This is a genomic window from Planktothricoides sp. SR001 (assembly GCF_001276715.1).
In the GTDB taxonomy this organism is placed as follows: domain Bacteria; phylum Cyanobacteriota; class Cyanobacteriia; order Cyanobacteriales; family Laspinemataceae; genus Planktothricoides; species Planktothricoides raciborskii.
Genome location: NZ_LIUQ01000010.1, coordinates 79,389 through 94,336 on the forward strand (window position 1 = coordinate 79,389; position 14,948 = coordinate 94,336).

The 14,948-nt window shown below is 43.0% G+C and carries 19 protein-coding genes and 1 tRNA gene; 12 read left to right on the forward strand and 8 right to left on the reverse strand.

Going from position 1 to position 14,948, the window contains the following annotated elements; all coding sequences use genetic code 11:
• The first annotated feature begins 228 nt into the window (after positions 1–228).
• Both AM228_RS08360 and AM228_RS08365 read left to right on the forward strand, forming a co-directional pair.
• Positions 229–624, forward strand: coding sequence for a hypothetical protein (locus AM228_RS08360; RefSeq protein WP_054465671.1), 396 nt, complete (start codon positions 229–231; stop codon positions 622–624).
• A 170-nt stretch (positions 625–794) separates the two neighbouring features.
• Entirely contained in the window at positions 795–1,208 is a 414-nt protein-coding gene (locus tag AM228_RS08365; protein ID WP_156331632.1) for a hypothetical protein, read from the forward strand.
• Positions 1,209–1,420: 212 nt separating this feature from the next.
• Here the strand turns inward: AM228_RS08365 and AM228_RS08370 are convergent, their stop codons facing one another.
• The gene (locus AM228_RS08370) at positions 1,421–2,662 is read right to left on the reverse strand and encodes a cupin domain-containing protein (RefSeq protein WP_054465673.1); all 1,242 of its coding nucleotides are present in this window, start codon (positions 2,660–2,662) and stop codon (positions 1,421–1,423) included.
• Between the two features lie 308 nt (positions 2,663–2,970).
• Here AM228_RS08370 and AM228_RS08375 point away from each other — a divergent pair, with 308 nt between their 5' ends.
• Positions 2,971–3,651 (forward strand): hypothetical protein, encoded by a 681-nt coding sequence (locus AM228_RS08375; protein WP_231636708.1) that lies wholly within the window; start codon positions 2,971–2,973, stop codon positions 3,649–3,651.
• Positions 3,652–3,707: 56 nt separating this feature from the next.
• Here the strand turns inward: AM228_RS08375 and AM228_RS08380 are convergent, their stop codons facing one another.
• A complete protein-coding gene (locus AM228_RS08380) occupies positions 3,708–4,727 on the reverse strand; it encodes a saccharopine dehydrogenase-like oxidoreductase (protein WP_054465674.1) in 1,020 nt (339 codons plus the stop codon).
• Between AM228_RS08380 and AM228_RS34105 the strand changes: the two genes are divergently transcribed.
• The 4 genes from AM228_RS34105 (at position 4,713) to AM228_RS08395 (ending at position 6,279) form a co-directional block, all read left to right on the forward strand.
• Positions 4,713–4,874 carry a hypothetical protein gene (locus AM228_RS34105; RefSeq protein WP_197285247.1) on the forward strand — a complete coding sequence of 54 codons (162 nt, stop codon included), beginning with the start codon at positions 4,713–4,715 and terminating at the stop codon, positions 4,872–4,874. The genes AM228_RS08380 and AM228_RS34105 overlap by 15 nt on opposite strands.
• 252 nt (positions 4,875–5,126) lie before the next feature.
• Positions 5,127–5,336, forward strand: a complete 210-nt coding sequence (locus tag AM228_RS08385; protein ID WP_054465675.1) for a DUF2997 domain-containing protein — start codon at positions 5,127–5,129, stop codon at positions 5,334–5,336.
• 98 nt (positions 5,337–5,434) lie between these two features.
• Positions 5,435–5,821 (forward strand): DUF1257 domain-containing protein, encoded by a 387-nt coding sequence (locus AM228_RS08390; RefSeq protein WP_054465676.1) that lies wholly within the window; start codon positions 5,435–5,437, stop codon positions 5,819–5,821.
• On the forward strand, positions 5,821–6,279 hold the full coding sequence (locus AM228_RS08395) for a ferredoxin (RefSeq protein WP_054465677.1): 459 nt from the start codon (positions 5,821–5,823) through the stop codon (positions 6,277–6,279). Before AM228_RS08390 ends, AM228_RS08395 begins: the two co-directional genes overlap by 1 nt.
• A 72-nt stretch (positions 6,280–6,351) precedes the next feature.
• Here AM228_RS08395 and AM228_RS08400 read toward each other — a convergent pair whose 3' ends face one another.
• Together AM228_RS08400 and AM228_RS08405 are read right to left on the reverse strand one after the other, a co-directional pair.
• Positions 6,352–6,630 carry a YiaA/YiaB family inner membrane protein gene (locus AM228_RS08400; protein WP_054465678.1) on the reverse strand — a complete coding sequence of 93 codons (279 nt, stop codon included), beginning with the start codon at positions 6,628–6,630 and terminating at the stop codon, positions 6,352–6,354.
• 442 nt (positions 6,631–7,072) lie between these two features.
• Positions 7,073–8,158 (reverse strand): ATP-dependent 6-phosphofructokinase, encoded by a 1,086-nt coding sequence (locus AM228_RS08405; protein WP_054465679.1) that lies wholly within the window; start codon positions 8,156–8,158, stop codon positions 7,073–7,075.
• Positions 8,159–8,541: 383 nt separating this feature from the next.
• Here AM228_RS08405 and AM228_RS32145 point away from each other — a divergent pair, with 383 nt between their 5' ends.
• Positions 8,542–8,679 (forward strand): hypothetical protein, encoded by a 138-nt coding sequence (locus AM228_RS32145; protein WP_156331633.1) that lies wholly within the window; start codon positions 8,542–8,544, stop codon positions 8,677–8,679.
• Positions 8,641–8,732, forward strand: a tRNA-Ser gene (locus AM228_RS08410). Before AM228_RS32145 ends, AM228_RS08410 begins: the two co-directional genes overlap by 39 nt.
• Positions 8,733–8,818: 86 nt before the next feature.
• Here AM228_RS08410 and AM228_RS08415 read toward each other — a convergent pair.
• The gene (locus AM228_RS08415; protein WP_054465680.1) at positions 8,819–9,754 is read right to left on the reverse strand and encodes a serine hydrolase; all 936 of its coding nucleotides are present in this window, start codon (positions 9,752–9,754) and stop codon (positions 8,819–8,821) included.
• 60 nt (positions 9,755–9,814) lie between these two features.
• Between AM228_RS08415 and AM228_RS08420 the strand changes: the two genes are divergently transcribed.
• Positions 9,815–10,540: a C40 family peptidase gene (locus tag AM228_RS08420; RefSeq protein WP_054465681.1), complete on the forward strand. Its 726-nt coding sequence runs from the start codon at positions 9,815–9,817 to the stop codon at positions 10,538–10,540.
• A gap of 21 nt (positions 10,541–10,561) precedes the next feature.
• Here the strand turns inward: AM228_RS08420 and AM228_RS08425 are convergent, their stop codons facing one another.
• The 3 genes from AM228_RS08425 to AM228_RS08435 all read right to left on the reverse strand — a co-directional run bounded on the left by AM228_RS08425 (position 10,562) and on the right by AM228_RS08435 (position 14,235).
• Positions 10,562–11,518 carry a class I SAM-dependent methyltransferase gene (locus AM228_RS08425; RefSeq protein WP_231636709.1) on the reverse strand — a complete coding sequence of 319 codons (957 nt, stop codon included), beginning with the start codon at positions 11,516–11,518 and terminating at the stop codon, positions 10,562–10,564.
• 47 nt (positions 11,519–11,565) lie between these two features.
• Positions 11,566–12,543, reverse strand: a complete 978-nt coding sequence (locus AM228_RS08430; RefSeq protein ID WP_054465682.1) for a glycosyltransferase family 10 domain-containing protein — start codon at positions 12,541–12,543, stop codon at positions 11,566–11,568.
• Between the two features lie 219 nt (positions 12,544–12,762).
• Complete coding sequence (locus AM228_RS08435; RefSeq protein WP_054465683.1) at positions 12,763–14,235, reverse strand: HlyD family efflux transporter periplasmic adaptor subunit; 1,473 nt, start codon at positions 14,233–14,235, stop codon at positions 12,763–12,765.
• A gap of 203 nt (positions 14,236–14,438) precedes the next feature.
• Between AM228_RS08435 and AM228_RS32150 the strand changes: the two genes are divergently transcribed.
• Together AM228_RS32150 and AM228_RS32155 are read left to right on the forward strand one after the other, a co-directional pair.
• Complete coding sequence (locus tag AM228_RS32150) at positions 14,439–14,588, forward strand: hypothetical protein (RefSeq protein WP_156331634.1); 150 nt, start codon at positions 14,439–14,441, stop codon at positions 14,586–14,588.
• Positions 14,589–14,720: 132 nt separating this feature from the next.
• Positions 14,721–14,873 carry a hypothetical protein gene (locus tag AM228_RS32155; protein ID WP_156331635.1) on the forward strand — a complete coding sequence of 51 codons (153 nt, stop codon included), beginning with the start codon at positions 14,721–14,723 and terminating at the stop codon, positions 14,871–14,873.
• Positions 14,874–14,948 lie beyond the last annotated feature (75 nt).

Here is a 14,948-nt window from a genome sequence, read left to right on the forward strand (position 1 = left end):
TATACAAGTAATAAGATAAGCTGGAATAATCGTTAATTTATTTTAGGCGATTTGTCAGTTTCCGGGCTGACGCTTTTAATCCAATTTTTTCAGATTTTTGGGCTTGGGGGGGTGTCAGTCCTCAGTCGATCGCCAGTCACCCATTTTTGATGTTTACATTTCTGTTCCTAATATCTCAATAGCAGTAATATGAGTTTCGGATCAAAAGATCGACCACAACTTAACACTATGTTTACTCGTTTTCACTGGCTAGAACTGGCGGAATATGTAGCAACGGCAGGATCGGTCGTGGGAACTGTTGTGGCGATCGCCGGACAGAATATTGCTTATGTCACCACTCCTTTAAGTTTAGCGATCGTCCTCAACCTAACTAATCGCCAACGCCTTGCGAAACAACATCAACAAGAATACCATCTTTTAGAAGATCATATTAATCATTACTACGAGGATATTTTAGCACAATTTCCCAGCCGTCTTCCTGCGGCTGAGATTAACCTATCAGAAATCCAAGAACAAATCCAAGACCTGCAAGATTCCCTCAGCATTTTAGAAAATAAATCGGCATCTTTAGCCAGAACAGTTTATCAAAATTTATCCGGCGAATTGAATGTAATTCGGGAATAAATTAGCCATATTTCCGCACCCTTGGATATCACCAACCTAGAAAATGAAATTGAATCCCTTTACGCCCAAATTGCCGCATTTGCGCCAATCAACCTCGCCTAGACAGCCAACAGTATGAAAAATTTTACCAAAATTTTCAAAAGTTAGAACAAAAACACCGTGATGTGATTTTGCCTTGGATCAAGTTATTGGTCAAAGATGTGAAAGATTTGCAAGAAGGACACATGATTATGTCTAGTAAAGTAGAAACCCTCACTCAAGAATTTATCGCTAGACCAGAATCATCGCAACTTTCTAAAATTAAAAGAGTCGTATCCCAGTTAAACGAAAGCGTTGCCCAACTGCAAGAAACAGAAGTTATTGCCGACTTATTAAAATCTATCGATCGCCTACAAGCAGACTTTAATATTTTAGCCGGAAAATTTAATCATCGACCGGAACCCCAACAAATTCATAAATTAGAATTGTTAGTCACCATGTTAGTCACTAGCGTGACTCATCTAAAGCGAATTTACCGAGATGAAGCAACGCTAAATTCGGTGAATAAGCTAGAAAAACCGAGCAATATTCAACAAAAAAAGTGATTAATATTAGTTATTAATCACTTTATCCGACAAAAAGCAAAATAATCCCTGCCCAATAACCAATAAAATAACCAATAACAATAATTTAAGTAGGTGGGCAGAAATAAATGCACCACAGACCCCATTAGAAGAAAAACTGTCATTCCCGCGAAGGCGGGAATCCACAGCCTATCGGCGGGGAACGAAAAGTGCAATTAATTATGTTCACCTACTTAATTATCCCAAGTTTCTAAGTCTTCTTCTCGGCGAAGATATTCTTCAACCGGGTTACTAGAGTCTACAAAAATCATCCCTTCTTGGACTAAACTGGATAAAATTGGCATAATTTCATCTTCCCAGGCTAAATCCGGCAACCAACGCATCACATCTTTCCCGGTAAACATTTCTAAACTAAAAAGTTTTTCCAGAAATGCTTGATTTACCTCTGGCAGAATCACTTCTTTTTCCCAACATTTGACTTTATACGCGGTTTCAGAAACTTGGGAAATAATCACTCGTTGCCAGGTAGGAATTCTAAAGCGAGTATTGATGCCCTTGGGAAATATATTGAATCCGGTTTGTTGGGGTAATGCGTAAGTATTCACCGGATGGGCTGCGGTCATCAAATCATAAATATATCCCGCAGGTAAATCAGAATTAGCGGTATGTTCTCCTAATTTTTTTAATAATGCAGATAGCTGAGTTTTAATATTTTCCCCATAATTTTCTGTAGGAAATGCCAGATTTTTTCGCCAATCTGGGGATTGTTTTAATTGGTTGACTACCCATTCTAAGAAGTCAATGCCGGTGGCGCAGTGGATGCCCAAGGTAATATGTAATGAGGGCTTACCAACAGCGATCGCATAATGCCAATGTCCCTTGGGCAAATATAACACATCCCCCGGTTCCAACACCGTATTTAAATAAGGTTTTGCCGCTGGGGGGTCAAAATACATTGACGGCTGACTTTCCAGGGGATATTGTAAAGTTTCGGGGAAAACTTTCCACTGTTTTGCCCCATCAATTTGGAGAATAAAAATTTCATAAGGGTCATAATGACTGACAAACCCTTGTTTTCCCGGAAAGGAAGAATAGGCATTGACCGTGAGATTGCTATAGCCAATTTCATAGCGTAATTCCGAGACAAATTCGGCAATTTCGGGAACTCGTTTTTGCAGGTTATTAAATTTTAACGTAGCCCCTTTTTGTAAAAATTTAAGTAACTTGCCAGGGTGAAAAAGTTCCTGGGGACTGACCACTTCCGTCCGACTGACAATTTTACCATTTAAAATTAGGTCAATGTCATTGCTATCTAAGTCGGTGTAACTGAGTAAGTAGTTTAAATGCTGCCAAGAGAATAGGCGATCGAATCGAGGATTACCTCCAGCGGAAATATGGATGGCTTTCTTTGTCCAATTTTCCGCCATAAATTGAGAGTAATCATAAGGACTGAGGATATATTCGAGAGTTTTCATAGCTGACAAAATCACCGACGCTGGTTTGAATATTGTAGGGTGGGCAATATTGCCCACCACAATTAACTTACCATCGCGATCGCCCTATTTGTTAAGTAATAGGATAGAATTTACAAAAATTCAGATGTAGGGGCGGTTCGCAAACCGCCCCTACATACGTCCAAATTAATCTCGTAATTGTAGTAATAATTTTTGAACTTAGTATGATTAATATAATTATGGCATAATTATAAAAAGCCGATCGCGGTTTTAAGGGGGCATTTTTGTAATTTACCAATAAGTCTAATTAAAAGGAGTTAAATAAAACCATGATGCAAAAAATTAAAACCGCAGAACCTAGCTTAAAAAAATTTTCCAGAGGTCACTACAGAGAATTCCGTTTACCTCAATGGTTTAACGGGCCAGAAGAACTGACCAAAATACTCCAAGAAGTCTGGAACCGATCCTATCCTGATTTATACGATCGCGGTGGGGAGGATGATTTAGAATCTGCCATTGAAGAAGTTCTCAAAACCTTGGGCATACCCAACACGGACACGACACATAAAAGGTATGTTTATATCGCCTGGACAATAGCATTAGCCGCTGAAGCAACCATCAAACATTACTTTCCTGATGACCAAATCTTTCCCAGGGTAGAAAAGCAAGTTCTCTTGTGGCTGGAAAGTGGGGTAGAAGTTCCCGATAATTTCGTAAATACGGTTTTTTCTGATTTAGAGCAAATTGGCAAACATCAAGCGTCGGGAGAAGCCTATAATATTTTGTATGCCACCTTAAACAGTCTGGCTTCTGAGAATGCCTACACCGCTGTTTTGGATACTTTATATTATGCCCTAACTGGAGATGCGGTTTCTGGTTTTTCTGCCGCCAAAAGAGATATGTTCAATTGGTTGATAGTTGAGGTCATTCCTGCCGCTTATTGCTTACGGGTTCCCGATACTATTTATTCGGGAAAATGGAAGTTTCTTCCCTTAATTGAATATCCGTAGATAGTAGTAGACAGTAGGGTGGGCAATATTGCCCACCCTACATTGATATATCAGTCCTATTTCACAAATTGGGGCATAATTTCCGCTGCGGTAAATAAACCGTAAATTCCCCGCTGCTGTAAGTTAATTCCAGCTTTGAGATAACCAAAAGCGGGGCCGCACACATTGGCCGCCATGCTGGTTTCATCCCCTAATGTAAAGGTATGAGTGGAAATTTTCCCTTCAAAAGTCCGCCCAGTGATTTGCACGTTTGTGCTCAAAGGTTTTTTGGCATTGCGAGTATCTACCACTCCGCCCACGGTGACGCGATCGCGCGGACAAATTCCCGCTAATTCCAACATAATATCGTCGGCGTGTTCCATATTTTCCAGAGTAATTTTGCCCTCGGTGCGATCGAGCAGGGCTGCCACTTCCTCGTCAGTCATAGCCATAGCGCGATCGACCGTATAACCGGGGATATGGGCAATATCTTCGCGAATGGTTGCCCGATAAGCTTCCCAATTAGCAATACCCACCCCAAACGTAATCTTAACGCTATGAATTTCTGTATAACTTTGAGCCGCTAATGCTGCTGCTGCCGTTAATAACCCAGGAGTTGCCCCGCAACCCGTCATATAAGTAATGCCAGCCGCGTTTAAATCCGCCTTTAGTGCGAGTAACTGTTCTACCGCACTGGTGCGCTTCATGGCATCCACCAGCACCCCGCGCCAACCGGAGGCGATAAATTGCTGGGCTACTGATGCCATAAAAGTATTGGGCAAATTCGGCAATGCCAGGAAATAACCATCTACTTGGGCGCTGGAGATTAACTCCTCAATACTGTTGTGGGACAAAATTCCCCCGGCTTCCAGATAGCCTACAGACCCTTGCTGATGGTACGCGGCAATACATTGGTCTGGGTTTAAGCCTTCGGGATTGTAAGCATAGCCGTGTTTATCGGCGATCGCCACCAAAATCATTTCCCGTTTGGCGGCTAAAATTCTGGCAGCGGCTTGTCCCAGTCCCCCAAAGCCCAATAGTCCGACGCGGATGGGAGATTTTTGGTTGATGTTATTGGTGAGATGCTCTTGTGTCATGGCACAGGTAATCAAATTGAACAGACTCTTATTATCACTCTGGCTGTGTACCGAGAAACATGGCATTGGGGAGGAGTGCAGAAATTTGTAGATTTGGCGATTCGGTCTAAGAGCGATCCGATCGAAGCGGAATCGGGAAGTTGCTGAGAGATTTTCGCGATACCTTGACGCGATCGGGAAGTTGCGCCAAACTTGACAAATAATCCTTTATCGCTCTCCTAAATAATAAGTATTGTTAAGAAATCCGGGGTTGTGATTCAATTGATCTCAATCGATCTCAATTGATATTACGACCAGCCAAGCGGCCAGTCATTGACCGGAAATACCCCGGAGACTCGCTCGGAGAGCATTTCAATGGCACGAGGGCTGCCAATAATATCACTTTACTCAGCCAAACTTATGGAAGAACTAGAATTTGTCATTTATCCCGATGGCCGAGTGGTCGAGAAAGTGACTGGCATTGTCGGTTCTTCTTGTGCAGAAGTAACCGCTGCACTGGAAGCACAATTAGGAGTAGTTCTCAGTCAACAAACGACTTCAGAATTTTTTGCTCCTGTAGTGCAACAGTCAACGTCAGCGATCAACCAAGCAACTTATAGCGATTGGTGATTTTTTCTGCAAATCCGCGATCGGCGGATCGGCGGATTGATTGTTTCATTTGTTCAGTTTTGTCCATTTAGATTCCATTCATTAAAAACCAACTCACTATGTCTCATTTCAGCCAAATTAAAACCCAAATCCGCAACCTGTCCTCTTTGGAGTCTGCTTTAACGGATTTGGGGATCGACTGGAAATCTGGCCCAAGAGAAGTGCGAGGCTATCGCGGTCAAACCACTCAGGCGGAAATTGCGATCGCCCAAGACAATGGTTATGACATTGGCTTCCGTTGGAATGGCCAAGAATATGAATTAGTTGCTGATTTGCAATATTGGCAGCAAAATTTAACGGTGAATGGTTTCTTAAATCAAGTCACCCAACGTTATGCCTACCATACGGTGATGAATGAAACTGCCAAGCAAGGGTTTCAAGTAGCGGAAACCCAAAAGCAAGCGGATGGTTCCATCCGTCTGGTGTTGCAACGCTGGGCAAGCTAATGGCTGAGTTTTTTGACCATGAACCCCAGGAAACACCCGAACGGTCTGGTTTTGAACCAGAGTTAGGGGGAGTATTTCGCGATGCCCCGGAACGGTCTGGACTGGAACCGGAATTAGGCGGAACCCTCCGCCAAAAAGGGGTATATGTGGACGAACAAACTTGTATTGGTTGTAAGTATTGTTCCCATGTAGCGCGAAATACGTTTTACATTGAACCTGATTATGGTCGTTCCCGTGTAATTCGCCAAGATGCCGACCCGGAAGAGGTGATTCAAGAAGCCATTGATACCTGTCCGGTTGATTGTATCCATTGGGTTGATTATACGGAGTTAAAAGAACTCGAAGCCGAACGTCAATATCAGGTGATTATGCCACTCGGTTTTCCGATGGATAAAGCCGCGTCGGCGATCGGTCAACGTCGGAAAAAACAACAGTCTAAACGACGAAAATCTAGTTAATTCAAAATAAAAACCGGGTTTCTTGAAGAAACCCGGTTTTTTTCTATCTACCGATTCAAAAGACTCAAAACTTTATTTCAGTGGACTATGTTCGGCTAAGATTTTTTCTACTCTGGCTTCATCGACTCTCGCTAATATGTTCTCAGCTTCCTTTTGATCCCGTAAGGTTTTCGCCAGACTAAATGATGACCCAATGGTAAAAACTAAACCCATGCCCATATAACCTTTAATCCAGTTATCCACAGGTAGATAGAAAATCCCCACTGTCATACTCGATATCGCCATAATAAAAGAAGCCCAAACCTGAAAAATCCAAGCATTTGTATCTTTTTGCGCCACAATTGTTTTCATAGGTTCTTTCCTGGAAGTGAAAAAATGAGAAGAAAATTGCTTTTTGAGGGAATTTGATTAACTGAACTAGATTAACTGAACTAAATTAAAAGAATTTATCCGTATCTTCCCCAGCCCCCCAAAAAATTATCTGTTTTCTCCAGTATTTCCTATGGGAAATGGGTCGCCCAATTTCCTATGACAGTTTATTGACTGGCATAAGTATATAGGTAATATTACATATTAAATATATTTTAATTACTGGTTGTATTTTGGCAATGAAAGCGGGGCGACTGATGGGTACTCGTCACCACTAAAGAGAAAAGAGAAAAGAGAAAAGAGAAAAGAGAAAAGAGAATAGAGAAAAGAGAAAAGAGAAAAGAAATTTTCCTCTATCCTCTATTCTCTATTCTCTTTTCTCTTTCCTATGAACCTCAATTTTATGGGGGTTGAGGCGAGCTAACTAGGCGGTGGGTAAATCACCAATATAAATGCCTAATGCGCGGGCAGTATGCACTAAACCAGAATCGGGATTGACTGGCTGAGTACCTTTGTGGAAGACATCATCGAGTGGGACTGTCACCACCTCTCCATTTTGCCAAGCCACCATGCGTCCGTATTGCTCTTCGGCAATTAAATCCACGGCTTTTTTGCCAAAAGCGGTGGCTAAGAGGCGATCGAATGCGGAAGGCACCCCACCCCGTTGGACGTGACCGAGTACCGTGACGCGGGCTTCGATCTCGTTGCCACTGACCCGGCAAATTTCATCAGCCACATATTCACCAATTCCCCGCAGCCGGAGTTCGCCGTGAGAATCTCGATAATAGCGAGATTCCCCAGAGGAGGTTTTCGCCCCTTCCGCGACCACCACGATCGCGAATTTCCGACCCCAGCGATCCTTCAATTCAGAAATTTTCTGACAAACATTTTCAATCGAGTAAGGAATTTCCGGCAATAAAATGCAATCGGCGCCCCCGGCAATTCCCGCGTGCAAGGCCAAATGACCGGCATCTCGGCCCATCACTTCTACCACCATGACGCGATCGTGACTTGCCGCCGTAAACGTCAAGCGATACAAAGCATCTACAATGGTATTCACCGCTGTATCAAATCCCACGGATCTTTCAGTCAGGGCCACATCATTATCAATGGTTTTCGGCACTCCCACCAGGTTCCAATTACCTTTAGCGGCCAGTTGAGATAGAATCGCTAAACTGCCATCACCACCAACCCCAATCAAGGCATCCAAACCTAAATCTCGATAACCCGCAATTACTTGATCCGCATTCGCTTCCGTATCTCCTTTATTAATTGATCCCAAAATCGTACCACCGGCACTCAGCAAAGGATCAATTCCTCTTAAGTCAAGACCGTGGACGTTTAACACCACCGATTTCCGCTCAATTAAACCCTGGGTAGCGTAGACAATTCCTAGCACTTCCCAATCATAAGTCAGGGTGGCATGACTCACCACCGCACGAATGACCGCATTTAATCCAGGACAATCTCCACCACTGGTCAGAATTCCAATTCTTTTGCGAGTTTTCATACAGTTCCCACTGAATTAACCAAATTTGTTGATAATAAACTAAAGTAACAATTATTAAACCTTCTCCTTCATGTTTAATAGTTTCTTCGGAAAATTTTAGATTTTCTTCAGATATTCTGTTGATTTAACTTGTTGCGTTGAAATCAAAAATCACATAGAACGAATTACTGTAATAATATCAGAAAAACTCCGATTAGTCACATAAAATATGCTAAATATTATAGATATTTGCTGACAAAAACATCCCAATTGGCAAGGCTTAGATCCGTTTACATAGTTTAATTTGGCATAATTTAATTTTTGCCCAGGCCGTAGACGGATCAAGCCCACCGCCTTGGCTAACGTCACACCCTTGCCCCGACAGTCCCTGCCAATCCCTGCAAATGCCGACTACGCAAGGATCAGAAAAAATTTGGCAAAAAATTTTGCCCTATAGCGATCGCTTTTTCAAATCTTATGCTATGATAATTTACGGTCAGCCTGGAGAGGTGGCTGAGGGGTTGAAAGCGGCAGATTGCTAATCTGTTGTACGGCAGGTAACTCCGTACCGAGGGTTCGAATCCCTCCCTCTCCGTAAAATAAACACTGAAAAACCCCGGCTCACAATGAGTCGGGGTTTTTTTATGTCTGCTTTAAACCATGATTTAAACTATGAACCGCTTAGACTTCTGCCATTGCGGTATTCACCTGTTGGCAGACAAATGGCAAAATGGCTTCGTTCTTACTTTGGGCTTTGCCTTCGGTAAAGACAATTAGCAAGAAAGGACGGCGATCGGGTAACTCAATATACGCCGCATCATGGCGAACTTGGCTCGTGAAACCAGCTTTTGACCAGAGTTTTGCCTCTAGGGGCAAACCCCCACCGAGAAAACCTGTGACTTGATTTTCCGGGTCGGCGACTAAATCTTCGCGATCGAGACTACGTTTCATTAGTTGCATCATCGCTTGTGATGCCCCAGAGGAAACGGCGACTCCGCCTAAAATACTATGCATCAGACGGGCGGTGGCATCGGTGGTTAACATATTCCGATTTTCCATTAGTTCGCCGAGAAAGGCTCGTTCTCGACCATAAGGCCCATCACACCAGGTTTTCTGATTAATATTCACGGTTTCAAGTTCGGGCCATCCCAGAGACTTGAAATAACGATTGACAATATTGCGTTGAGATTTCCAGGTTTCCAATGGGCCAGGGGGTAATTCCGGGCCGCTGGTGGTGCCGGTTAAAATATCCACGACTAAACTGGTGGCATCATTGCTGGAGTCAACGATCATATCCCGCACGGCTCTTTGTAGTTCCGCTGACGGGGTAATCATGTTTTTGTCCAGCCATTCATACACGGCCACCAGATAAAATAGTTTGACAATACTCGCGGGATAGATGCGATCGCTCCCACGATAGCTAAAGCCCCGAATGGGATGACTCCAAAACGCTTGTGGACTCAAAGCCCCGCCGGTATTGACGGGAACCGGAGGATCGTAAACAATCCAAGTCATAGCAATTTGATTGCGGGCTAATTCGGGGAATTGCGCCCAAGTCGCCTCTAAAATGCGACTACCCAAGTTTTCTAGTGTTTGATCTTTACGAAAAAATGTCATAAGAAAGTAAATTCACGATAATTTTAGTAGGGTAAACATTGCCCACCCTATCGCCTACAGATGCATAACAGACAACAACAATATCGCTGTCAGATAAATCTGAATCTCTATGATTCTCCCAACTGCGAATCTTTAGCCACCCAAGCAGCAGCGGGTCGTCTTGTGCGAATTGTACTCCCAGAGGTGGATCGCTTAGATGATCTAAAAAATGATCTAAAAAATGATCGACCAATTAAAGTACAACTTTGTGAAGATGACTATCCGGGTTGGTTAAAAAGTGATGACATCATCCACCTGAAACCGACGGAGGAAGTTTATCAGCCACCGATTTTATCCACCGATGAAATTCAAGCCAGACTGCCTGGGACGATCGCTTTTACTCAAGCGGCTATGCAGCAACCGAATTATTATCTGTGGGGGGGAACTGTTGGGCCAAATTATGATTGTTCGGGATTGATGCAAGCGGCTTTTGCTAGTGTGGGCATTCAATTGCCTAGAGATGCTTACCAACAAGCTGCTTTTACTCAAGCAATTTCTCTGGAGGAGTTGCAACCGGGGGATTTAGTGTTTTTTGGTTCGGCGGTAAAAATTACCCATGTGGGTTTGTATTTAGGTGAAGGACGTTATATTCATAGTTCCGGTCGGGAAAACGGGCGAAATGGGATTGCGATCGATGTTTTGTCCCCAGAAGGCGATCGCGTCAACCAACATTATTATGGCATTTTGCGGGGTGCCGGTCGGGTCATTGCCAGTTATCAACCACAAGAACAACCACAGAACGATTAAACATTTTTCAGATTAAACCGGCTAACTGGTTTTCTCGAAAATCATCAAATGTTGCTGCGGTAAAATATCCTTAGTTTCTCGCCAAACCAAACCCACCGCTTGCATTTCTTTCTTCACCTGTGCTTCGGTCATCTTATGTAATGGCTTAATCATAATCAAGGGATTTTCTTTCCGATATTCCACCAAAACTACTCTGCCACCAACTTTCAAACCCTGAATAATTCCTTCGATCATTTCTCTGGGATAGGCAAACTCATGGTAAGCATCCACCATTAAGGCTAAATCTACCGTATATTCGGGTAGGTTAGGATTGGTTTCGGTGCCTAAAATAGTTTGGACATTTTCAATCTTATTTTCTTTTTTGAGAAACTCCAGAATGTCGATCATTTCTGGTTGAATATCTACCGCGAGCACTTTGCCCTGAGAAACTAAAGGACTAATTCTAAAACTAAAATAACCCGTTCCAGCCCCAATATCAGCGACAATATCTGTCGGTTGCAAATCAAGGCCATTAATCAGTTTTTGCGGCTGTTCTTCGGTTTCTCGACTGGATCTTTCTAACCAACCAGCCCCTCGGTGTCCCATAACTTGAGCAATTTCTCGACCCATGTAAAATTTGCCAATGCCGTCAGGGTCGTGAACCGTCCGCTGTTCATAATGTGGATAAATTCCAGAATCCGCGAAATTGCTACGCAACGCTTCCGCGATCGCCGTCGTTTCTAAGGCGCAACCATTGCCGATAAAAATAATCAGCGGCGTCAATAAAATTAGTAGAATTTGGTAGGGGCGAAGCATTCGGGCGAATAATCTCTGGGAAAAAGCCAAAAATTTATTCCCCGAATGCTTCGCCCTGACACATAAAATTGGGTAGGGGCGAAGCATTCGGGCGAATAATCTCTGGGAAAAGGCCAAAAATTTATTCCCCGAATGCTTCGCCCCTAGATTTTTTTTATTCCCTGAAAATAATTGATTTTTCATGGTTTTTGGTTATTTTAAATTACATCAATTCAATCGATTTTAATTGGTTAAAATTTTGCCACAAAATTGGATAACCATTCCAATAAATTTAACTTGTGGAGCACAATTTGTCTAGCTTCGGCGATCGCCTCTTTAGCCTCATACCAAGCATCGGGAGTTGCCGTCACTTCTTGGATAAATTGAATGCCTTTTTCATCCAAACTGGGCAACCGGAGAAAACTACCCGGAGGCAATAATTTATCAGGGGCGGTTCCCCCGTAATAAATCGGTAAACACCAACATAATAAAGCATCCCATAACTTTTCCGTCACATACCAATCATTCTCCGCATAATTTTCTATAGTCAGATTATAATAATAAGGAGCCATACCATGCCACTTATTGCCCAAACTGCCACAAGATTTAGTCCAGTCGGGCAAATTGCGACCATATAAATCAACATCCAATTGAGAATTGACTAAAGACTGCATGAAGTCAAACCGTTTTTGATGAGTTACAGCCCGGTTTACCCCGGAAACAATCCAACTACAAGGTTTAGTTTTTTCCGGCGATTCTAGGTCATTCAAATCCCGAAATTCATTTAACAGATACCAAATTGCTGGCATATAATCCGGTTGCGGGGCATAGTCATCAGGACCAGAAATATACGCACAATATTTTTTAGCAGATTGATAGTGGCGAATGGTGCGCGGCAACACTTCATCAAGAGGCGGTTCGCGCCAAAGAAAAATACAGCGTTCTTTGGGAACTCCCCGCAATTTGGCTTGCATTTCTGCCAGTTCTTGTTGATAGCGTTTTTCTTTTTGTGGCGCTTTTAAATAAGACCAAGGTTTAGGATATTCGGGACGACTTGGCCAAGTAAAAAAGTTATAAAATAGTAAAAAATCTGGCTGAGGATGCGGGGCCAACATTTGCACATTACCCCACTGCCCAAATGGATTAGGGGTTTGATGCCATAACCAATCCGCTGCACTGGGATTAAGTTTGGGGTAACTGCTAATCATGCCGATAATTTTTTTGCTCATTTTCTGCTGCCTATTTTTAATCACAATATTTAGGTTTCAGTATTCAGCCTTTAATCATAGCATCAAGCCACTTTTAATATTACCATTAATGATTGTTGCCTGCGAAAAAGAAACCGGGTTTCTGCGACAATTTTGGTTTTTTAACAAAGAATTTTCTAAGAAACCCGGTTTCTGGGTCTCGGTTTCTGGGTCCCCGTTTCTGGTTTCCCCCCGAATTGCCTACAAATCAGTCAATAACCTAGCTTTCCGTAAAATAAACTTTAACACCGTCTCATCTTGAGCAATAATATCCGCCTGAATTTCCATTCCTGACAATAAAGCATTCTTGGGATCATCTTTTAAATAGAACTCGTCCGCTTCAATTGTCACCTCATAATAAGGAGGGATTAGATTAGATCCGGAATTTTGGAGGATAATGGCATCGGGAGAAATCGTCTTAACAGTTCCGGGTAAAATTCCATAATCAGGATAAGGATATGCACTGACCCGCATTTGTGATTTTTGGCCAACTTTCACTTTACCAATATCCTGAGTAGCAATTCTGGCTTTAATCACCAAAGGAGTATCATTCGGGGTAATTTGAGCAATTTCTTCTCCTATTCTGACAATTTGGTTGGGATTTCGCAAATTTAACTTGAGAATTGTCCCGGATATGGGTGCAGAAACAACGGTTTGCCGGAGTTCGTGCTCCACCTGCAATAATTCTTGGCGATCGCTCTCTAGTTGCTTTTCCAGTTCACTTTGACGTTGGAATAAACTGTTTTGCTCTTGATTTAATCGGGCTAAAGTTCCGGCTCCTGTGGCTTTTTCCTGAGCAATTTTTTCCGCTGCCATTGTCACCATGCCATCACTAGGATTAGCCGCAGCTAAGGCGGCTTGTAAACGAGCTTCAGCCGATTCTATGGCTTTGGTCTGACGCAGTGCAGTTTGTTTTTGCCCTGCCAATAATGCAGTACGTTCGGCTACGGCTTCTTCTTGTTGTTCAACAGCTAATTGGGCTTCTTCTAATTGATTTCTACTTAATGCACCGGATTCGGCTAAAGGCTGGTAGCGATTCAGCTTTTCTTGAGCAATTTTTAAAGCCGATTCACTAGCCCGTAAAGACGCTTCATAAGCTTGAATATCACTCTGAATTTTTTGCCATTCTTCCTCAGCCATCAGCAAATTTGCTCTCGCTTCATCCACTTGCGCTTCAACGGTTAAACGCCGTTCACTATGTTCTGTTTGCATCCGCAGATGGTCTGCCTCCGCAACCGCGATCGCCCGGTTCGTCCTTTCGGTTTCCGCATTCAGTTGCAGATTTAAGTTCGCCAACTGTCCTGACACCTGTTCTAATTGCTGTTCAATTTGGTCAATACTGATTTCTAGCTGGGACTGACGAGTGCTGACACGAGAGGTATCCAGAACCACCAGGGTTTCTCCTTCAGTCACCGTCTGATTTTCTTTAATATTAATCTCGGTGACAGTCCCCTCGGTGGGGGCTTGCACCAGCTTAACCTCTCCTGTGGGACGCACCACTGCTGGGGCTTTCACGGTGACAGGTAAAGGAGTAAAAGCAGATACCGTAAAAGCAGCGACCACTGTCCCCACTAAAAAAAAGCCGCCAAATATTGTCCAGCCACTCACGGGAGGCAAGAAGTCATCATCGTGGGCGATCGGTAATAATTCAGGGTTGGGGTTTCTCAGTACCATTACGGAATTTCCTGTAACTCAATATGGGCAAGGCTTTCAGGCAAATGCTTTACGAAAACTTCACAAAACCCAGGTGATTTATCAGGTTTTATGAAGGGATGATTAAAAAAAATTCAGTAAATGCCCCGATTGATAATTTTTTTTTATTGATTATATTAATGACTATAAGATAAAACAAACCAAAAAGCCAAGAGAATAACACCATGAAAGCTGACAAAACCGCTACCACCAACAACACCCAAAAACCCAGCCAAGACATTCGCAATAATTCTTTATTCACCAATATGACCGCTGAGGAAGAAGTGTTTGTCCGGGGTGGAACACAACGTTTCCGGGCGGCAGAACTATTATAAGAAGTGTTTGTCCGGGGTGGACGTTTCCGTGCGCCAGAACTATTATAAGAAGTGTTTGTCCGGGGTGGACGTTTCCGTGCGCCAGAACTATTATTTTAACCCTCTTAATTAATGAACACAGAGGACAAAAATATGAAAGCTAACAACACCGCTACCACCAACAACACCCAAAAACCCAGCCAAGACATTCGCAATAATTCTTTATTCACTAATATGACCGCTGAGGAAGAAGTGTTTGTCCGGGGTGGAACACAACGTTTCCGTGCGCCAGAACTATTATTTTAACCCACTTAATTAATGAACACAGAGGACAAAAATATGAAAGCTAAGAACACCGTCACCAACAACACCCAAAAACCC